Consider the following 19,532-nt stretch of genomic DNA (forward strand, 5'->3'; position numbering starts at 1 on the left):
GGCCGGCTGCGAAAGAAATGCCTGTTCACACTCGCGAGCAACACTGGCACGCTTGGGGTCTACGCTTGCTCACTGCCTCAGTGATCTACACCTGACTCGCCGAAGGAACCTGCATGGTTGTTCACGCTCCCACTTCCGCGGATCGCTGGCTCGACCTCAATGATCTGCTGCACGATCTGGTCGCTCAGGGCCACTTGAGCCAGAGCGACGCCGAGACGGCCGTCACCCAGCGCCGCACCACCGCGAATATCCAGCTGCACCCGCTGGAGTTCCTCGCCAACCAACAGCTTGAGGACCTCAAGCGACCCGGGCGTAAGCTCGACCTGGAAACCCTCACGGCCTGGCTGGCCGAGCAGTGCGGGCAGCCCTACATGCGCATCGACCCGCTGAAGATCAACGTGGCGGCGGTCACCCCGCTGATGTCCTACGCCTTCGCCCAGCGCCACAAGATCCTCGCCGTGGCCGTCGACCGCGAGGCGGTGACCATCGCCAGTGCCCAGCCCTATGTGCGCTCCTGGGAGCCAGACCTGTCCCACGTGCTGAAGCTGCCGATCAAGCGCGTAGTGGCCAACCCCATGGACATCCAGCGCATGACGGTGGAATTCTTCCGCCTGACCCGCTCGGTCAGCGGCGCGACGGCCACCGAACAGAAAACCAGCAACCTGGGCAACTTCGAGCAGTTGCTCAAGCTGGGCGCCAGTGACCAGGAGCCGGATGCCAACGATGCGCATATCGTCACCATCGTCGACTGGCTGTTCCAGTACGCCTTCCAGCAACGCGCCAGCGATATCCACATCGAGCCACGCCGCGAGAACGGCACGGTACGCTTTCGTATCGACGGCGTGCTGCACAACGTCTATCAGTTCCCGCCGCAAGTCACCATGGCGGTGGTCAGCCGCCTGAAGAGCCTGGGGCGCATGAACGTGGCGGAGAAGCGCAAACCCCAGGACGGCCGGGTCAAGACCAGCACGCCGGAAGGCAACGAGGTGGAGCTGCGTCTGTCGACCCTGCCCACCGCCTTCGGCGAAAAGCTGGTGATGCGGATCTTCGACCCCGAGGTGCTGCTCAAGGACTTCGACCAGCTGGGGTTCTCCAGCGACGACCTGCGCCGCTGGCAGGGCATGACCCGCCAGCCCAATGGCATCATCCTGGTCACCGGGCCGACCGGTTCAGGCAAGACCACCACGCTGTACACCACGCTCAAGCAGCTGGCGACCAGCGAGGTCAACCTGTGCACCATCGAGGACCCCATCGAGATGGTCGAGCCGGCGTTCAACCAGATGCAGGTGCAGCACAACATCGACCTGACCTTCGCCAGTGGGGTCAGGGCGCTGATGCGGCAGGACCCGGACATCATCATGATCGGCGAGATCCGTGACCTGGAGACCGCCGAGATGGCTATCCAGGCCGCGCTGACCGGCCACCTGGTGCTTTCCACCCTGCACACCAACGACGCGCCCAGCGCCATCAGCCGCCTGCTGGAACTGGGTGTGCCGCCCTATCTGCTCAAGGCCACCATCCTCGGGGTGATGGCCCAGCGCCTGGTGCGCACCCTGTGCCCGCACTGCAAGGCGCCGGTAAGCCTTGACGAGGCCGACTGGCAGGTGCTCACGCGGCCCTGGCAGGCGCCGGTGCCCAGCGGTGCACATCGCGCCGTGGGCTGCGTGGAATGTCGTGATACCGGCTACCGGGGCCGCGCGGGGGTGTACGAGATCATGCTGATGACCGACCCGATCAAGAGCCTGGTGACCGCCGACCTGGACCTCAACGCCATGCGCCGCCAGGCGTTCAAGGAAGGCATGCGCAGCCTGCGCCTGTCAGGCGCGCTGAAGGTCTCTGCCGGGCTGACCACCATGGACGAGGTGCTGCGGGTCACGCCGCACAGCGAACAGCATTGAGGCGCTCGACGACAGGAAGGCACCACACGAAGGAACTACACGGGAGCCTGGGCTCTCAAAGTTATTCGAAACACTCACACTTGGAGTACCACACCATGCGTCTCAAGCTCGCTGTCGCCACCTGTGCTCTGCTTTCCCTGCCCTTCGGTTCGGCCATGGCCGATGGTTTCTGGCGTGACGTGCTGTCGTCCGGCGCCACCACCGCTTCCACCTACCTGACCTTCAAGGACCACAAGCTGGTCGCTGCTGCGCAGGACGACGCCGGCAGCTTCGTGGCCAGCAACGGTGATATCCGCGGCCCGTTCCTTGAAGCGGCCATCGCCCAGGTTCGCCAGGACAACCCAGACCTGAAGGCCAGCGACATGGACCTGGCCAACGCCATCCTGGCGCGCAATGCCGTCGCCCAGGAGTAAGGCTTGCGCCGGATAAAAAAATGCCGCTCATCGAGAGCGGCATTGTTTTTCCTGTAACGCCTTATTCGCTTACGGCGGCCTGGTAACCCGCCGCATCGAGCAGCTTGGCCAGGTCGGCTTCGGCATTCGCCGGCTTGAGCTTGAAGATCCAGGCGCTGTAGGGCTCTTCGTTGAGCAGCTCAGGGCTGTCGCTCAGCTCTTCATTGACCGCGATGACTTCGCCGGCCACGGGCGAGTAGATGTCCGAGGCAGCCTTCACCGACTCCACCACACCGGCGGTATCACCCGCAGCGAACACCTTGCCGACTTCGGCCAGTTCGACGAAGACCACGTCGCCCAGCGCCTGCTGCGCGTGATCGGAGATGCCCACGGTCACCGTGCCGTCGGCTTCCAGGCGCGCCCACTCGTGGCTCTCGGCGTAACGCAGTTCAGCGGGGAAATTGCTCATAGGGTGCTCCTCAGAATCATCAGGTCAGCGGTAACCCGCAGTAAATTAGATCAACACTTTGCCATGTCGCACGAAGTTTGGCTGCACCACCCGCACCGGGTACCACTTGCCACGAATCTCCACTTCGGCGCGATCGGCGGTGGCCACCGGTACACGCGCCAGGGCGATGGACTTGCTTAGCGTAGGAGAAAAACTGCCACTGGTGATCTCACCGTCACCCACCTGCGCCACCCGCACCACCTGATGCGCGCGCAGCACCCCGCGCTCTTCCAGCACCAGACCCACCAGCTTCAGTGCCGCACCGCGCTCACGCCGCTGCTCCAGGACACGGCGGCCGATGAAGTCGCGCTCGGCCGGCTCCCAGGCCACGCTCCAGGCCATGTTCGACTCCAGTGGCGAGACCTGTTCGTCGATGTCCTGACCATACAGATTCATGCCCGCCTCAAGGCGCAGGGTGTCGCGCGCACCGAGGCCGATGGGCGCGATGCCAGCGCCGACCAGGTCGTTGAAGAAGGCCGGCGCCTGATCGGCAGGCAGGATGATCTCCAGGCCATCCTCGCCGGTGTAGCCGGTGCGCGCGATGAACCAGCCGTTGTCTTCGTGGCCTTCGAAGGGCTTGAGGCGGCGGATCAGTTCGGCGCGCTGGCTGGACACTAGCTCGGCAATGCGCTGGCGGGCGTGCGGCCCCTGAATGGCGAGCATGGATACGTCGGGGCGCTCGGTGATGGTCACCTCGAAGCCGGCCTGCCGGCTGCGCATCCAGGCCAGGTCCTTGGCACCGGTTGCGGCGTTGACCACCAGGCGATAGCCAGCCGGTGTCAGGTAGACCAGCAGGTCATCGATGATCCCGGCCTCATCGTCGAGCATGGCGCTGTACAGCGCGCGACCGCTTTCCTGCAGGCGGCCGACGTCGTTGGCCAGCAGGTAACGCAGCCAGGCCTTGGCCTGGCTGCCGGTGACGTCGATCACACGCATGTGCGAGACGTCGAAAACGCCGCAGTCACGACGCACCTGATGGTGCTCTTCGACCTGCGATCCATAATGCAACGGCATGTCCCAGCCACCGAAGTCGACCATTTTCGCACCCAGCGCGAGGTGCAGGTCAAACAGGGGGGTACGCTGTCCCATGGGTGTCTCCTTACGGGCGTGGCGAAGATGCGGGCTCAAGGCTGGCCGACAGCCCTCCATGACATGGGGCCTGAGTGAACAAAGCCTGTCGGCACGACAGCGGCCCGCACCGATTGCGGCGCATTGTAGCCGCATGACGAGGTGCCCGCACCCGCTGAACGGACGATGAAACACGCTGTGTCATTTCATCCGGCCAGCAGGTCGGCTGGCTAGCGCTCGCTGACCTGGCGCGCCGAGCGCCGGATCAGGCCAATGACCGGCAGCAGCCCGACCAGCACCAGGGTCAGCGCCGGCAGTGCGGCACGGGCCCACTCGCCCTCGCTGGTCATCTCGAAGATGCGCACGGCCAGGGTGTCCCAGCCGAACGGACGCATCAGCAGGGTGGCCGGCATTTCCTTGAGCACATCGACGAACACCAGCAGCGCGGCACTCAGCGCGCCGGGCAGCAGCAGGGGCAGGTAGACCCCGAAGAACAGTCGCGGCCCGCTGGCGCCCAGGCTGCGCGCCGCCTCCGGCAGCGATGGACGGATCTTCGCCAGGCTGCTTTCCAGCGGCCCATAGGCAACCGCCATGAAGCGCACCAGGTAAGCCAGCAGCAGCGCCGAGAGACTGCCCAGCAACAGCGGCTTGCCGGCCCCGCCCAGCCACGATGAGAGAGGCACCACCAGACTGCGGTCCAGGTAGCTGAAGGCGAGCATGATCGACACCGCCAGGACCGAGCCGGGTAAGGCGTAGCCCAGGTTGGCCAGACCGACGCCGGCATTGATCACGGGGGTCGGCGCCAGACGCCGGGCAAAAGCCAGCAGCAGGGCCACGCTGACGGTGAGCAATGCCGCAACACTGCCCAGATACAAGGTGTGCATCACCAGCCCGGTATAACGCTCGTCAAGGTCGAAGCGCCCACGCTGCCAGACCCACACCACCAGTTGCAGCATCGGCACGGCAAAGGCGCAGATGAACACCAGCAGGCACCAGCCACTGGCCGCCAGCGCCTTCAGGCCCCGCAACCGATACAGTGCTGCGCCGCGTGGCCGCTCGTTGGCTGCGCGCTGGCTGCCGCGCAGGCGCCGCTCGCCGTACAGCACGAACACGACCCCGAGCAGCAGCAGGCTGGCCAGCTGCGCCGCACTGGAGAGGCTGAAGAAGCCATACCAGGTCTTGTAGATTGCCGTGGTGAAGGTGTCGAAGTTGAAGACTGAAACCGCACCGAAATCGGCCAGGGTTTCCATCAGCGCCAGCGCCACCCCGGCACCGATGGCCGGACGCGCCATGGGCAGCGCTACCCGCCAGAACGCCTGCAGCGGTGACAGGCCGAGAATCCGCGCCGCCTCCATGAGGCCCTTGCCCTGGGCCAGGAACGCGGTGCGCGCCAGCAGGTACACGTAGGGGTAGAAGACCAGCACCAGCACCAGAATCACCCCGCCGGTGGAGCGCACACGCGGCAGGCGCACGCCATTGCCGAACCACTCCCGTAGCAGAGTCTGCACCGGGCCGGCAAAGTCCAGCAGGCCGACGAACACGAAAGCCAGCACGTAGGCCGGTATGGCAAACGGCAGCATCAGCGCCCAGTCGAGCCAACGCCGGCCAGGAAACTCGCAGAGGCTGGTGAGCCAGGCCAGGCTGACTCCGAGCAGGGTGACGCCCACACCCACGCCCAGCACCAGGGTGAAAGTATTGCCCAGCAGGCGGCTCATCTGGGTGTCGAGCAAGTGCGACCAGATTTCCCGGTCGATGCTTTCCCAGGACAGCAACAGTACGCTGAGGGGCAGCAGCACCAACGCGGCGACGGCCAGAACCAGGGGATACCAGCGACGTTGGGCGGGATGAGCCAAGTGGGAATCTCTGCGCAAAGGAACCGAAACCCCAGGCGCGGCCTGGGGTTTGCAGGGCGAACATTAAATCCGGTACGGGTCAGCTGGGCCGCTCCTACCGGTCTAACTGACCTGTATGGGCATTAAATCAATTCCAGCCCACGCGATCCATCATGCGGATGGCTTCGGCCTGACGCTTGCCGGCCACTTCCACGGGAATGGTGTCGGCCTTGAACGAACCCCAGCCGGCCACTTCTGCACTCGGTGGTACTTTCGGGTTGGCCGGGAACTCCTGGTTCACCCCGGCGAAGATCGCCTGGGCTTCAGGGCCGGTCATCCATTCCACCAGGGCCTTGGCCGCTTCGGGGTGGGGCGCGTGACGGGTCAGGCCGATGCCCGAAAGGTTGACGTGCACGCCACGGTCGGCCTGGTTCGGCCAGAACAGCTTGACGCCCAGCTTGGGGTTCTCGGCATGCAGGCGACCGTAGTAGTAGCTGTTGACGATGCCCACGTCACACTGCCCGGCATCGATGGCCTGCAATACGGCGATGTCGTCGGAGAACACGTCGGTGGACAGGTTGTTGACCCAGCCCTTGAGGATCTTCTCGGTCGCTTCGGCACCATGAGTCTCGATCAGGGTCGCGGTCAGCGACTGGTTGTAGACCTTCTTGGCCGTACGCAGGCACAGGCGGCCTTCCCAGTTCTTGTCGGCCAGCGCCTCGTAGGTGGTCAGTTCTTCGGGTTTGACCCGCGCGGTGGAGTAGGCGATGGTCCGCGCACGCAGGCTCAGGCCGGTCCAGGCATGGGTCGAGGATCGGTACTGTGGCGGGATGTTGTCGTCGATCACCTTGGAGGTGAACGGCTGCAGGATGCCCATCTGCTCGGCCTGCCAGAGGTTGCCGGCGTCCACGGTCAGCAGCAGGTCGGCCACGCCGTTCTGGCCCTCGGCCTTGATGCGCTGCATCAAGGGCGCTTCCTTGTCGGTGATGAACTTGATCTGCACACCGGTCTTGGCGGTATAGGCATCGAACACAGGCTTGATCAGTTCGTCGATGCGCGACGAGTACACCACCACCTCGTCGGCCGCCTGGGCCGCCGGAACGAGCAGCGCCAAGGTCAGGGCGGCCAGGAGATGCTTGCTTGCCTGCATGGGGAAGTCTCTGGTTTCGGATGAGAGGGCGAAATGGTAGTGAATCCCATTAACCACCTCAATCGAAGCCGGTGCCGAGGCGTAACCAGATATTACAAGCTGATGGAGCGTCTTTCGTCTCAGTTCGCGACCTTGGCCAGCTCGGGCATGTCGCCACTCAGGCCCAGCGCTTCACGCACGAACAGCGCCTTGACCTCCGGCAGGTCGTTGACCACCTTCAACCCGGTGTTGCGCAACCAGCGAATTGGCAGGCGGTCGGCCTGGAACAGGCGCTGGAAGCCCTCCATCGCCGCCATCAGGCTCAGGTTGTGCGGCATGCGTCGCCGCTCATAGCGCGCCAGCACACGCTCGTCGGCAAGGTTCTCGCCACGCGCAGCGGCATGCAGCAACACCTCGGCGAGTACGGCGGCATCCAGGAAGCCGAGGTTCACGCCTTGCCCGGCCAACGGGTGAATGGTGTGCGCGGCATCGCCGATCAGCGCCAGGCCGCGGGCGACGTAGCGCTTGGCATGACGCTGGCGTAGCGGCACGCACAGGCGCGGGTCGCAGCCCAGAACCTTGCCCAAGCGACCTTCGAAAGCGCGTTCCAGGGCCTGGCAGAACGCGCCGCTGTCCAGCGACATGAGGCGATCAGCCTGGGCCGGGGTCACTGACCAGACGATGGAACACCAGTGCTCGCCCTCGCGCTCCAGCGGCAGGAAGGCCAGCGGGCCGTCGTCGGTGAAGCGTTGCCAGGCCGTGCGCCCATGAGGTTCGGCAGTGCGTACGCTGGTGACGATGGCGTGGTGCAGGTAATCCCATTCGCGGGTCGGCGTGCCACTGAGTCGGCGAATCGCCGAGTGCGCACCGTCGGCGCCGATCACCAGCGGCGCGCGCAGCTGGCGGCCATCGGCCAGGGTCAGCAGCCAGTCATCGCCGGAGTGGCGCAACTGCTCCAGGCGCGCCTCGCCCAGCAGGCCGATGTCACTGTCGTGCAGGCGTTCGAGCAAGGCGTCCTGGATGACCCGGTTCTCGACGATATGGCCCAGCACTTCGGCATGCACGCTGGAGGCGCAGAAGTGGATCTGCCCGGTGCCGCTGCCGTCCCACACCTGCATCTGGCTGTAGGGGCTGAGCCGGCGCGCGGCGATGCCTTCCCAGGCCCCGAGGCGTTCGAGAATGCGCTGGCTGGCCGCCGACAGGGCGCTGACCCGCGGTTCGAAGGCGGCCTGCGGGTCGAACGGCTTGACGCTCAGCGCACCACCGTCGACCACCAGTACGTCCAGGCCGCTGCCTTGCAAGGCCAGGGCCAGAGCACTGCCGACCATACCGGCTCCGACGATCAGCACATCCGCACGGGTTTCCATGGTTCAGATCACTCTTCTAGAAAAACAGGCTTTTTGGCCGCTCGGACGCCTAGGCGTCCGAGCGGGTCCCCAGACCCATGGCCTGGCGGGCGAACCAGCGCTTGGCCGGGGGCAGCAGGTCCAGGCCGAGCAGGCCCACGTTACGGCCGGCCACGACCCACGGCTGCGAGCTGCCGAACAGCCGGGTGACCTTGTCGGAAAAACCGACGGTCATCTGCTGGTCCAATCGCTGGCGGTCGAGGTAACGCTGCAGGGTCGCCAGCTCGCCCGGCGGCCGGTCGCTTTCCAGCAGGGTCTCAGCCAGTGCGTCGACGTCACGCAACGACAGATTGAAGCCCTGCCCGGCGATGGGGTGCAGGCTGTGCGCCGCGTTGCCCAGCACCACCAGGTGCGAACGCACCTGCTCTTCGGCCTCGACCAGGTTCAGCGGGTAGACATGCCGGGCACCGACCTGGCACAGCCGGCCCAGGCGGTAACCGAAAACGCCCTGCAGCTCGCTGAGGAACGCCTGGTCGTCCAGGGCCGCCAGCCGCTGGGTGTCATCGCCCTTACGGGTCCAGACCAGCGCGCAGCGGTTGTCCGGCAACGGCAACAGGGCCATGGGGCCTTGTTCGGTAAAGCGCTCGAAGGCCTGACCGTCATGCGCTTCGCTGGGGGTGATGTTGGCAATCAGCGCACTCTGCCCGTAGGGCCGCTGGCGTACGCCGATGCCCAGTTGCTCGCGCAGGCTGGAGCGCCCACCATCGGCCAGCACGGCCAGGTCACACTCCAGTTCGGTATCGTCATTGAGGGTCAGCCGGTAGCCGGCGTCCACGGCCTGCATCTTCAGCACTTCGGCCGGCACCCGCCAGCTCACCACCTCGGGGTCCAGCGCCTGCCACAGGCACTGGCCCAGCCAGGCGTTCTCGGCCACGTAGCCCAGCGCCGGTACACCTTCTTCGATGGCCGACAGGCGGGTCGCGCCAAAACGTCCGCGGTCGGAGACCTGGATCTGCAGGATCGGCTCGGCCCGTCGGGCGATGGCTTGCCACAGCCCCAGCCGCTCATAGACACGCCGGGTGCCGAACGACAAGGCCGAGGACCGCGCGTCGTAGCTGGGCTGAAAGCTGTCGCCCGGCGCGAAGGGTTCGATCAGCACGATCTTCCAGCCACGCTCGCGGGCACCGGCCTGCAAGGCCAGGGCCAGGCTGGCGCCGACCAGGCCGCCGCCGATGATCGCCAGGTTGCAACGGCTCATGCCACCTCCGCGCGCGCCGCAGCCATCAGCGCCTCGATCTCGGCCACGCTGCGCGGCACGTCACCGGTGAGGATCTCGCAGCCCTGCCGGGTCACCACCACATCGTCTTCGATTCGCACACCGATACCCCGCCATTTCTTCGCGACATTCTGGTTGTCTGCCGCAATATAGATTCCCGGCTCGACGGTCAGTGCCATGCCGGGTTCAAGCACGCGCCACTCACCACCGACCTTGTAGTCGCCGACATCGTGCACGTCCATGCCCAGCCAGTGCCCGGCACGGTGCATGTAGAACGCCCGGTGCGCGCCGTCTTCGATCAGTTGCGCCACGTCACCCTTGAGCAGCCCCAACTCCACCAGGCCGGCGGTGATCACCTGCACCGTGGCCTCGTGGGCCTCGTTCCAGTGCCGACCGGGCCCGATGGCGTCGAAGGCAGCCTGCTGGGCCTTGAGCACCAGTTCGTAGATCGCCTTCTGCTCGGCTGAAAAGCGGCCGCTGACCGGAAAGGTGCGGGTGATGTCGCTGGCGTAGCAGTCGATCTCGCAACCGGCATCGATCAGCACCAGGTCGCCGTTTTTCAGCGCAGCGGCGTTTTCCTGGTAATGCAGGATGCAGGCGTTGCGGCCGGAAGCGACGATGGACCCATAGGCCGGCATGCGTGCACCGCCCTTGCGGAATTCGTATTCCAGCTCGGCCTCCAGGCTGTATTCGTGCAACCCGGCGCGGCAAGCCTGCATGGCGCGTACATGGGCACGCGCCGAGACCTGCGCGGCATAGCGCATGACCTTGACCTCGGCGGCCGATTTATACAGGCGCATGTCATGCAGCAGGTGATCCAGGGCAACGAATTCGTTCGGCGGCTGGGCGCCGAGATGAGCCTTGGAGCGGATGCTGTTGATCCACTCCATCAGGTGCCGGTCGAACTCGGCATGGCTGCCCATGGCCGAGTAGACCCGGTCCCGGCCTTCGATGAGGCCGGGCAGGATGTCGTCGATGTCATTGATGGGGAATGCGTCGTCGGCACCGTAGTCACGTACGGCGCCCTCCTGGCCGGCGCGCAGGCCGTCCCACAGTTCCCGCTCGGGGTTGCGCTCGCGGCAGAACAGCACGTACTCGCCGTATTCGCGACCCGGAATCAGCACAGCCACCGCTTCGGGTTCAGGAAAACCGGTCAGGTACTGGAAGTCGCTGTCCTGGCGGTAGACGTGCTCGACGTCACGATTACGGATGGCCACGGCCGCCGCCGGCAGGATGGCGATGCTGTTGGGCTCCATCTGCGCCATCAGGGCCTTGCGACGCCGCGCGTACTCGGCCTTCGGAATATGGATCATCGACAAGGGACACCTCCCGTGGAGGCGCGCCGCTGCGGGCCAGCCGCAACCGGCCACGCCGGGTTGGGGATCAGTGCAGGGACGGCTTGGGCTGCGCCTGGGCAGGGTCTTTCCTGACACACTCGGAGTACAGCAGCAGCGGCGCGACGCGCAGGTATTCCATGACTTCCATGTAGTCGTTTTCGCCATCCTCGGACTCTTCGAGGGCGTCCTGGACCTGGGCAATGGCAGCGAGGTCCTGCAGCACTTCGGTGGCCTCGATGCTCAGTACGCGATCGCCGGCCGCCAGGCCGAAGCCCGAGAGGAAGCCTTGGCACCACTGCCCCAGCGCAACAGCGCGTTCGGCCAGTGGTTCGTCGTCGCCGGGCAGCAGCAGGACTACGGTCATGTCTTCGCTGCTCAACTCGCCCTTGACCATTTCCTGCAGGCCGACCAGCGCCTGGCGCACGTTTTCCTGGGGCTCGGACTCCAGCAGGATAGAAGCGTCGGCAAACCAGCCTTCGCTGTCGAAACCGGCGCCAGCGCAACTGCGGCCAAGCAGGAGGCCGTGCAGTTCGGCGGGAGAGACCGGGTGGCCATTGCTGCTCAGCAGGGTGGCGAAGGCTTTGTAGGGAGAATTCGGAGTGGGCATGGTCAACTGGTCGCCAAAGGGCGCAATGTCTAGAATGGAGGCCTTGTATCGTAGGGGCTGTTAGCGTTTCAGCACAAGCCGAAACCCTTAAAGTCCCCACCAGGCAGAATCATCGACGGCGAAGTCGTGCCGCTCATCAGAAAGTATTCCGTGGGGACCCATGCCAGACACCGATCTGCAAGCGCTGATGAACCGGTTGGAGCTGTTGCTCGAACGGGTCGAGCAACTAAAAAGCCAAAATGCGTTCCTATTAGCTCAGGAAAAGTCCTGGCGCGAGGAACGCGCCCACCTCATCGAAAAGAACGAAATCGCCCGGCAGAAGGTCGAGTCACTGATTTCGCGCCTCAAGGCCCTGGAGCAAGACTCATGAGCAACGGCAACAGCGTCACCGTCCAAATCCTCGATAAGGAATACTCGATCATCTGCCCTCAGGAAGAGCGCACCAACCTGATCAGCGCCGCCCGCTACCTGGACGGCAAGATGCGTGAGATCCGCAGCAGCGGCAAAGTGATCGGCGCGGATCGGATCGCCGTCATGGCTGCCCTGAACATTACCCACGACCTGCTGCACAAGCAGAATCTGCCCGACATGCAGGTCGGCGGCTCGACCCGCGAACAGGTCCGTGACCTGCTCGAAAAAGTCGATCTGGCCCTGGCTGGCGAGGGCGCTCCAGCACCGGATGCGTCTCGGGGCTGAATATTGCGTAACGTTTCTGTATACTTGCGCCGCTCCCTGGAGTGTTTGCCAGTCGGTCATGTCCCTGAGCCGATACGCACAACCACGGGGGTTGCACGTCGGGGTTGGTGTGCATGTCCGCTCGACGGAAAGCCTTAAAACCTCCTGCAATCTCCACCTTGAACTTTCGGGTTCAAGGGCTACACCGACAGCGGCTCGTCGGGGAGTCCAGTTTTCAGCCATTGCCTGCCCTCACTGGCAGTGGCTGTTCCCCTTCCTCAGTCGAGGACCCGCCTGCATGACCAGCCGTTCATGAGCCCCCCACCCGTCCTGACCCGCCCGCAATTGCGTCGCCAACTGCGCCAGGCCCGCAGAGCCCTGAGCCAGAGCCAGCAACGTGATGCTGCACGCGACCTGTACCGCCAGCTGGCCCAGCACCCGCTGTTCCGCCGCGCCCGGCATGTCTCGCTGTACCTGGCCAATGACGGGGAAATCGACCCGCGCTGGCTGATGCGCGCAGCCCAACGTCGCGGCAAGGCCACCTACCTGCCAGTGCTGAACGCCTGGCCACGGACGAAAATGGTGTTCCAGCGGGTGCACCGGGGTGAAGCCCTGCGAGCGAACCGCTTCGGCATTCCGGAACCGCGCATCGACCGCTCGAGACAGCGTCCAGTATGGGCGCTGGACCTGGTTCTGCTGCCCCTGGTGGGCTTCGACGAACAGGGCGGTCGATTGGGCATGGGGGGTGGTTTCTACGACCGCAGCCTGGCTTATCGCAGCCGCCGCAAGACCTGGCGCAAGCCGGTATTGCTCGGGCTGGCCCATGAATGTCAGAAAGTCGAGCGCCTGGCGATGGCCAGTTGGGATATCCCGCTGCTGGGCACGGTCTCGGACAAGCGCTGGTACTTGGCCCGGGCCTGATGCTTACCAATCGAACCGAGTAGCAGCGGCTTCAGCCGCGAATGGGCAGTAAATCAGCGCATCTGCTGTGAGCGGGCGGTCTTCGTGGCTGAAGCCGCGTTCACCGACTGACCCCAGGACGGCTCAGTTGCGGCTCACGCCCTTCTGCTGAGCGACGTGGACGGGCGCTTCAGTCTTGTTGGACCAGAGACTCTGCGCATAACCGGTGGTCACGATACCCAAGCCGAACAAGAAAACGAGAATCCAGAGAAGATCCGGCTTGCGATTCATTGATTGCCCTCCTGCAGCAAATCAATACGTTGTCGGCAGCGATGTAGATGGTCGTGCAACAGCGGTAACTGAAAGGTGCGGCATTTTGCGATAACGTGATCCAGTACGCAAATCCTGACGTCAACCGGCTGTCGGTTTTGTCATTGCCTTGTTTTTTTCGTAACAGGAGTATGCAACGTGGCCCACTGGCTGATGAAATCGGAGCCTGACGAGTTCTCGATCAGCGACCTGCAACGCCTGGGCACAGCCCGCTGGGACGGGGTACGCAACTATCAGGCACGCAACTTTCTGCGTGCCATGAATGTAGGCGATGCGTTCTTCTTCTACCACTCCAGTTGCCCGGAACCCGGCATTGCCGGTATCGGCACCATCGCTCGCGCCGCCTACCCGGACCCTACGGCCCTGGACCCCGACAGCCATTACTTCGACGCCAAGGCCAGCGCGGAAAAGAACCCCTGGAGCGCCATCGACGTTGCTTTCGAGAGCCTCTTCACCCAAGTGCTGGGGCTGGGTTACCTGAAACAGCAGAGCGCACTGGAACAGTTGCCGCTGGTGCAAAAGGGCAGCCGCCTGTCGGTGATGCCGGTGACCGCCGAACAGTGGGCGGCCATTGTCGCCCTGCGCTGAACGCCTTTACTGGGCGATCAGGTTATTGAACAGCAGGTCTTCGACATAGGGCTGCCCCTCTTCGGTGGTCAACACCTGCTGAACCTGCTTGAGCGCTTCCTGACGCAGCTTTTCCTTGGCATCGGCGCTGCTCATGCTCTCGACGGTCTGCTGGGAGAACAGCGCCACCAGTTGATTGCGAATCAGGGGATCATTGCGCTTGACCGCAGCCTGGGCCTCGGTGCCGGTCACGCGCAGGGCGATGTCGGCCTTGTAGACGCGCAGCTTGGGGCCGCCATCCAGGGCGTAGTTGCCAACGAACGGTGGCGCGAGGGTCACATAGGCTGGCTTGGGCTCAGCCGATTCTTCCTTCTTTTCCTCGGCCTGCGCCAGGGCGGGCAAGGTCAAAGCCAGCAACATCAGGATCCACGCTTTCACAATCCACTCCTCAATTCGATTTGCCCGCGCCGCGCCAGGCCGGTCGCCCGGGGCGAGCGCCGCAGCGACACGCAGTGTAGCGCCAATCCGGCTGCCAGACCCAGCACAGGCCTGGCATGAATCCGGACTACTCAGAGCTTATCGGCCAAACGCGCAAAAGGAATAGGTCGACGGCGTCACGCTGCGTGCAAGCTGGCGCACCACCGAAGTGCGAACATGTTCACAAATGAACAAAAACGAAAAAAATTTGGCTCCAAACGTCCGGAGGCACTGCTTTTTTCTGTAACGAAAATGTAACATTCACTTTCGCAAAAAGAACAAGAACCGGAGCATCTTCATGTTTGCGTTTTTCCGTCCCGCCCCACACCGCGCGCCCCTGCCCGAAGAGCAGGTCGACAGCACCTACCGTCGCCTGCGCTGGCAGATCTTCGCCGGCATCTTCATTGGCTATGCCGGTTACTACCTGCTGCGCAAGAACTTCTCGCTGGCCATGCCCTACCTCATCGAAGAGGGCTATACCCGCGGCCAGCTGGGGGTGGCGATGTCGGCCATCGCCATCGCCTACGGCCTGTCGAAGTTCCTCATGGGCCTGGTCTCCGACCGCTCCAACCCACGCTACTTCCTGCCCTTCGGCCTGCTGGTCTCGGCCGGAGTGATGTTCATCTTCGGCTTCGCGCCTTGGGCCACGTCCAGCGTGACCATCATGTTCATCCTGCTGTTCATCAATGGCTGGGCACAGGGCATGGGCTGGCCGCCCAGCGGGCGCACCATGGTGCACTGGTGGTCGCAGAAGGAACGCGGTGGCGTGGTGTCGGTATGGAACGTTGCGCACAACGTCGGTGGCGGCCTGATCGGCCCACTGTTCCTGCTCGGCCTGGGCTGGACCAACGACTGGCATGCGGCGTTCTACGTGCCGGCGGCGGTGGCTTTGCTGGTGGCGGTGTTCGCCTTCGCGACCATGCGCGACACCCCGCAATCGGTGGGCCTGCCGTCGATCGAGCAATACAAGAACGATTACCCGGAAGGCTACGACGCCAGCCATGAAGAGGAATTCAGCACCAAGGAAATCTTCGTCAAGTACGTGCTGCGCAACAAGCTGCTGTGGTACATCGCCCTGGCCAACGTGTTCGTCTACCTGCTGCGCTACGGCGTACTCGACTGGGCGCCCACCTACCTCAAGGAAGCCAAGCACTTCACCGTCGATAAAAGTTCCTGGGCATATTTCCTCTACGAGTGGGCCGGCATTCCCGGCACCCTGCTGTGCGGCTGGATGTCGGACAAGATCTTCAAGGGTAATCGCGGCCTGACCGGCATGGTGTTCATGTTCCTGGTGACCGTCGCCACCCTGGTCTACTGGCTGAACCCGGAAGGCAACCCGACCGTGGACATGATCGCCCTGGTGTCGATCGGCTTCCTGATCTACGGCCCGGTGATGCTGATCGGCTTGCAGGCCCTGGAACTGGCGCCGAAGAAAGCCGCGGGTACCGCCGCCGGCTTTACCGGCCTGTTCGGCTACCTCGGCGGATCGGTCGCAGCCAGCGCCGCCATCGGCTATACCGTGGACCACTTCGGCTGGGACGGCGGCTTTGTCCTGCTGGTGGGTTCGTGCATCCTGGCCATGGCCTTCCTGGCACCGACCCTGCGGCACAAGCAGGCTGCCAGCACCTCGCGTCCGGTCAAGGCCTGATTCAGACCAGCGACCCGCAACGCCTGAGCCGCGCCTCCAGATTCCGGTCTGGCATGGCGTGGCTGCGCAACGCCTGGGCAGTCTGCTGCACGTAGTCGCGCGTGGTGCCGGAACGCCCGCTGGCGCAGGCCAGGACCTGGCTCAGCACACTGTCGGGCAGGTTGCCCGCGTAGCTGGGCAGGTGCCGCTCCAGCACGAAGCCCAAGGCCTGGATCTTGCGGCCATCGGCCAGCCGGCAACTGAGCCAGTGCGGCCGATACGATGGGTATGGCATCTCGCGTTTCCACAGCGCCAGCAACGACTCTTCCAGGCATTCATCGGCCAGGCGATAGGCGACGCCCGTGCAGGAACCACCGCGATCCAGGCCGAATACCAGCCCCGGCGCATCCGGCGTACCGCGATGCTCATGCGACCAGAGATACAGCCCGCGGTGGTAACCATGCACACGGGCGCGCTGGCGCTCCACGGTGGCGCACTCCGGGCGCCAGATCAACGAACCATAGGCGAACAGCCAGACCGGCCCGCCCTCATGCCGTTGCAGGGTAGCGTGCATCGAGGCCAGCAGTTGTTCGTGGGTCAGTTGCGGGCCGAGGTCGATGACCGGCGGATAAGTGAGGCCCAGGCCGTCGTGTACGGCTGCGGCGAGATCATTGACTGGATTACCCATTGAGTCTCCCTGGCAAGTGCCTTGCCATGGCCAGCCGGTGCCGGGCATCTGGCGCCCGTCGGCCGACAGACCGGTGTCGCGGTAGCGATAGAGCGAAAAGAATCGAGCAGCCGCCAGTGAAACGATTCCGGCGGCCGGATCATACTGGCATGAAGCAAAATCCAATCCAACCGCCTGGACCGTCTGGCGAAGCGCTAAGCACGCGGTTTTCAAGACCGATTGGCAATAATGCTCTGCGGGCAGGTCATAAGCGGGCTTGCTCGCGAAAGGACCAGGACATTCACTGCAGCGGCCATGAACAGGCGGGCGATTCACGGCCGAAGCCGCTTCAGGCCCGTCAGCGAGGGGCGTAGGCGAATACGTCGGCGCGCATGCGGTGGGCGTCCATGCCCGCTTCGACCAGCGCCTCAAGGGTGGCATACACCATCGCGGGCGAGCCGCTGGCGTAGACATGCACCTGAGAAAGGTCGGCGATGTCTTCACGCACCGCCTCATGCAACAGGCCGCAACGCCCCTCCCAACCACAGAGGTCACTGACCACCTTGTGCAGATGCAGGTTGGGCAGCTGCTGCCAGGCGTCCCAATGGCGGATGACGTAGAAATCCTCGGGGCGGCGCACGCCCCAGTACAAGTGCACCGGATGGCGGAAGCCGCTGACGCGACAGTGTTCGATAAGGCTGTGCATCTGCGCCATGCCGGTGCCGGCAGCGATCAGTACCAACGGTCCATCCGGCAGCTCGGCCAGATGGGTATCACCGAATGGCAGCTCGACCCGCGCCAGCCCGTCGCGCTGCAACTGCGCCAGCAGGGCCTGGGCACCGGCCTCGCGGGCCAGCACGTGCAGCTCCAGGTCACGCCCGGCATGCGGCGCGCTGGCCAGGGAGAACGCCGACTGGCCGCCGTCTTCACGTTCGAGCATCAGGTACTGCCCGGCGTGATAGCGCGGCGGTTTGCCCGCCGGGGCGCGCAGGCCGATGCGCCAGACATCGCCACCCACCGCGACACATTCACTGAGCTGGCAGGCCAGGCGCCGCACCGGCAGCTCGCCGTGGGCCAACACGCCGTCCCAGAGCACCACGCAATCCTCCAGCGGCTGTGCCAGGCAGGTATACACCTCGCCATGGTCGTGCTCCTGACCGTCCTGGACCACGCGGCCTTCCACCAGCAGCGCCGCACAGACATGGCAGTTGCCATTGCGGCAGCTGTTCGGGCATTCGTAGCCCAGACGCTGTGCCGCCGCCAGGATGGCCTCACCGGGCAGGGTTTGCAGAATGGCGCCGGAGGGCTGCAGGGTTACACGCATCAATCGATTCCCAGCTGGTTCCAGATCTCGTCCACACGGCGTGTGGTCGCTTCATCCTTGACGATGGCACGCCCCCACTCGCGGCTGGTTTCGCCCGGCCACTTGTGGGTGGCGTCCAGGCCCATCTTCGAGCCCAGGCCGGACACCGGCGAGGCGAAATCGAGGTAGTCGATAGGGGTGTTGTCGATCATCACCGTGTCGCGCTTGGGGTCCATGCGCGTGGTGATGGCCCAGATGACGTCGTTCCAGTCCCGTGCATTGATATCGTCGTCGGTGACGATAACGAACTTGGTGTACATGAACTGTCGCAGGAACGACCACACACCCAGCATGACGCGCTTGGCGTGGCCGGGGTACTGCTTCTTCATGGTCACCACCGCCATGCGGTACGAGCAGCCCTCGGGCGGCAGGTAGAAGTCGGTGATCTCCGGAAACTGCTTCTGCAGGATCGGCACGAACACTTCGTTGAGCGCCACGCCAAGAATTGCCGGCTCATCCGGCGGCCGGCCGGTGTAGGTGCTGTGGTAGATCGGCTTTTGCCGATGGGTGATTCGCTCGACGGTGAACACCGGAAAGCTGTCCACCTCGTTGTAGTAGCCCGTATGGTCGCCATAGGGGCCTTCGTCGGCCATCTCACCGGGATGAATCACGCCTTCGAGGACGATCTCGGCGCTGGCCGGCACCTGCAGGTCACTGCCCCGGCACTTGATCAGCTCGGTGCGGCTGTCACGCAGCAGGCCGGCGAAAGCGTATTCGGACAGGCTGTCCGGCACCGGCGTCACCGCGCCGAGAATGGTCGCCGGGTCGGCGCCCAGGGCTACGGCTACCGGGAACGGCTGGCCCGGATTCTTCGCGCACCATTCCTTGTAGTCCAGCGCCCCACCCCGATGGCTCAGCCAGCGCATGATGACCTTGTTGCGGCCGATCACCTGCTGGCGATAGATGCCCAGGTTCTGGCGCTCCTTGTTCGGCCCGCGGGTGACGGTCAAACCCCAGGTGATCAGCGGCGCGACATCGCCAGGCCAGCAGGTCTGCACCGGCAGCAGGCCGAGGTCGACGTCATCACCCTCGATGACCACTTCCTGGCAGGGCGCGTCCTTGACCACCTTGGGCGCCATGGCGATGACTTTCTTGAAAATCGGCAGCTTGGACCAGGCGTCCTTGAGCCCCTTGGGCGGCTCGGGCTCCTTGAGGAAGGCCAGCAGCTTGCCGATTTCGCGCAGCTCGGCGATGGATTCGGCGCCCATGCCCATGGCGACCCGCTCCGGCGTACCGAACAGGTTACCCAACACCGGCATGTCGAAGCCCACCGGTTTTTCGAAGAGCAGGGCCGGGCCCTTGGCTCGCAGGGTGCGGTCACAGATTTCAGTCATCTCCAGCACGGGGGAGATGGGCATCTGGATGCGTTTCAATTCTCCGCGCTGCTCAAGCTGCTGCACGAAGTCCCTAAGATCCTTGAATTTCATTGACCCGGCCACTTTTACAAAGAGGTGCACATCGTACCTGCTCTGTGTAGAGGTGCCAGCGCACAGGCAAAAAAAATGGCGCCGCGAGGGCGCCATTTCCGATGAA

The 19,532-nt window shown here is 64.4% G+C and carries 20 protein-coding genes and 1 other RNA gene; 8 read left to right on the forward strand and 13 right to left on the reverse strand.

All coding sequences use genetic code 11. The features are described 5' to 3' along the window. Positions 1-113 precede the first annotated feature (113 nt). Positions 114-1,898 carry a GspE/PulE family protein gene (locus QZ497_RS05965; RefSeq protein WP_295472131.1) on the forward strand — a complete coding sequence of 595 codons (1,785 nt, stop codon included), beginning with the start codon at positions 114-116 and terminating at the stop codon, positions 1,896-1,898. Between the two features lie 95 nt (positions 1,899-1,993). After that, positions 1,994-2,311: a DUF2388 domain-containing protein gene (locus tag QZ497_RS05970; RefSeq protein WP_295472133.1), complete on the forward strand. Its 318-nt coding sequence runs from the start codon at positions 1,994-1,996 to the stop codon at positions 2,309-2,311. A gap of 61 nt (positions 2,312-2,372) precedes the next feature. Here the strand turns inward: QZ497_RS05970 and gcvH are convergent, their stop codons facing one another. From gcvH to QZ497_RS06010, 8 genes are all read right to left on the reverse strand, one after another. Next, a complete protein-coding gene (gene gcvH / locus QZ497_RS05975) occupies positions 2,373-2,759 on the reverse strand; it encodes a glycine cleavage system protein GcvH (protein ID WP_295472135.1) in 387 nt (128 codons plus the stop codon). A gap of 45 nt (positions 2,760-2,804) precedes the next feature. Further along, on the reverse strand, positions 2,805-3,887 hold the full coding sequence (gene gcvT / locus QZ497_RS05980) for a glycine cleavage system aminomethyltransferase GcvT (RefSeq protein ID WP_295472137.1): 1,083 nt from the start codon (positions 3,885-3,887) through the stop codon (positions 2,805-2,807). A gap of 209 nt (positions 3,888-4,096) precedes the next feature. Continuing rightward, complete coding sequence (locus tag QZ497_RS05985; protein ID WP_295472138.1) at positions 4,097-5,719, reverse strand: iron ABC transporter permease; 1,623 nt, start codon at positions 5,717-5,719, stop codon at positions 4,097-4,099. Between the two features lie 127 nt (positions 5,720-5,846). Continuing rightward, positions 5,847-6,848: an extracellular solute-binding protein gene (locus tag QZ497_RS05990; RefSeq protein WP_295472139.1), complete on the reverse strand. Its 1,002-nt coding sequence runs from the start codon at positions 6,846-6,848 to the stop codon at positions 5,847-5,849. 119 nt (positions 6,849-6,967) lie between these two features. Beyond that, positions 6,968-8,194, reverse strand: a complete 1,227-nt coding sequence (locus QZ497_RS05995) for a 2-octaprenyl-3-methyl-6-methoxy-1,4-benzoquinol hydroxylase (protein WP_295472141.1) — start codon at positions 8,192-8,194, stop codon at positions 6,968-6,970. A 49-nt stretch (positions 8,195-8,243) separates the two neighbouring features. After that, the gene (gene ubiH, locus QZ497_RS06000) at positions 8,244-9,431 is read right to left on the reverse strand and encodes a 2-octaprenyl-6-methoxyphenyl hydroxylase (RefSeq protein WP_295472143.1); all 1,188 of its coding nucleotides are present in this window, start codon (positions 9,429-9,431) and stop codon (positions 8,244-8,246) included. Continuing rightward, positions 9,428-10,762 carry a Xaa-Pro aminopeptidase gene (pepP, locus tag QZ497_RS06005; protein WP_295472305.1) on the reverse strand — a complete coding sequence of 445 codons (1,335 nt, stop codon included), beginning with the start codon at positions 10,760-10,762 and terminating at the stop codon, positions 9,428-9,430. The genes ubiH and pepP overlap by 4 nt, the downstream gene beginning before the upstream one ends. A 70-nt stretch (positions 10,763-10,832) precedes the next feature. After that, positions 10,833-11,393, reverse strand: a complete 561-nt coding sequence (locus tag QZ497_RS06010; protein ID WP_295472145.1) for a YecA family protein — start codon at positions 11,391-11,393, stop codon at positions 10,833-10,835. Between the two features lie 160 nt (positions 11,394-11,553). Between QZ497_RS06010 and QZ497_RS06015 the strand changes: the two genes are divergently transcribed. The 4 genes from QZ497_RS06015 to QZ497_RS06030 all read left to right on the forward strand — a co-directional run bounded on the left by QZ497_RS06015 (position 11,554) and on the right by QZ497_RS06030 (position 12,989). After that, positions 11,554-11,763, forward strand: coding sequence for a TIGR02449 family protein (locus QZ497_RS06015; RefSeq protein ID WP_295472146.1), 210 nt, complete (start codon positions 11,554-11,556; stop codon positions 11,761-11,763). Next, entirely contained in the window at positions 11,760-12,089 is a 330-nt protein-coding gene (locus QZ497_RS06020; protein ID WP_295472148.1) for a cell division protein ZapA, read from the forward strand. Before QZ497_RS06015 ends, QZ497_RS06020 begins: the two co-directional genes overlap by 4 nt. 30 nt (positions 12,090-12,119) lie before the next feature. Then, positions 12,120-12,298, forward strand: a non-coding RNA gene (gene ssrS, locus QZ497_RS06025) — 6S RNA. Positions 12,299-12,380: 82 nt separating this feature from the next. Continuing rightward, positions 12,381-12,989, forward strand: coding sequence for a 5-formyltetrahydrofolate cyclo-ligase (locus tag QZ497_RS06030; RefSeq protein WP_295472150.1), 609 nt, complete (start codon positions 12,381-12,383; stop codon positions 12,987-12,989). A gap of 123 nt (positions 12,990-13,112) precedes the next feature. On the opposite strand, the gene QZ497_RS06035 is transcribed toward QZ497_RS06030, so the two are convergent. Continuing rightward, positions 13,113-13,259, reverse strand: a complete 147-nt coding sequence (locus QZ497_RS06035) for a hypothetical protein (protein ID WP_295472151.1) — start codon at positions 13,257-13,259, stop codon at positions 13,113-13,115. 177 nt (positions 13,260-13,436) lie between these two features. Here QZ497_RS06035 and QZ497_RS06040 point away from each other — a divergent pair, with 177 nt between their 5' ends. Next, on the forward strand, positions 13,437-13,886 hold the full coding sequence (locus QZ497_RS06040; RefSeq protein ID WP_295472152.1) for an EVE domain-containing protein: 450 nt from the start codon (positions 13,437-13,439) through the stop codon (positions 13,884-13,886). 6 nt (positions 13,887-13,892) lie between these two features. On the opposite strand, the gene QZ497_RS06045 is transcribed toward QZ497_RS06040, so the two are convergent. Further along, entirely contained in the window at positions 13,893-14,303 is a 411-nt protein-coding gene (locus QZ497_RS06045) for a flagellar basal body-associated protein FliL (protein ID WP_295472154.1), read from the reverse strand. A gap of 337 nt (positions 14,304-14,640) precedes the next feature. On the opposite strand from QZ497_RS06045, the gene glpT reads away from it, so the two are divergent. After that, positions 14,641-15,990 carry a glycerol-3-phosphate transporter gene (glpT, locus tag QZ497_RS06050; protein ID WP_295472156.1) on the forward strand — a complete coding sequence of 450 codons (1,350 nt, stop codon included), beginning with the start codon at positions 14,641-14,643 and terminating at the stop codon, positions 15,988-15,990. Position 15,991: 1 nt separating this feature from the next. On the opposite strand, the gene QZ497_RS06055 is transcribed toward glpT, so the two are convergent. From QZ497_RS06055 to ubiD, 3 genes are all read right to left on the reverse strand, one after another. Further along, the gene (locus QZ497_RS06055; RefSeq protein ID WP_295472158.1) at positions 15,992-16,657 is read right to left on the reverse strand and encodes a gamma-glutamylcyclotransferase; all 666 of its coding nucleotides are present in this window, start codon (positions 16,655-16,657) and stop codon (positions 15,992-15,994) included. A gap of 337 nt (positions 16,658-16,994) precedes the next feature. Then, the gene (locus tag QZ497_RS06060) at positions 16,995-17,960 is read right to left on the reverse strand and encodes a CDP-6-deoxy-delta-3,4-glucoseen reductase (RefSeq protein WP_295472160.1); all 966 of its coding nucleotides are present in this window, start codon (positions 17,958-17,960) and stop codon (positions 16,995-16,997) included. Beyond that, a complete protein-coding gene (gene ubiD / locus QZ497_RS06065) occupies positions 17,960-19,426 on the reverse strand; it encodes a 4-hydroxy-3-polyprenylbenzoate decarboxylase (RefSeq protein WP_295472162.1) in 1,467 nt (488 codons plus the stop codon). The genes QZ497_RS06060 and ubiD overlap by 1 nt, the downstream gene beginning before the upstream one ends. Between the last annotated feature and the right edge of the window lie 106 nt (positions 19,427-19,532).

It is taken from the genome of uncultured Pseudomonas sp., from assembly GCF_913777995.1.
Classification (GTDB): domain Bacteria; phylum Pseudomonadota; class Gammaproteobacteria; order Pseudomonadales; family Pseudomonadaceae; genus Aquipseudomonas.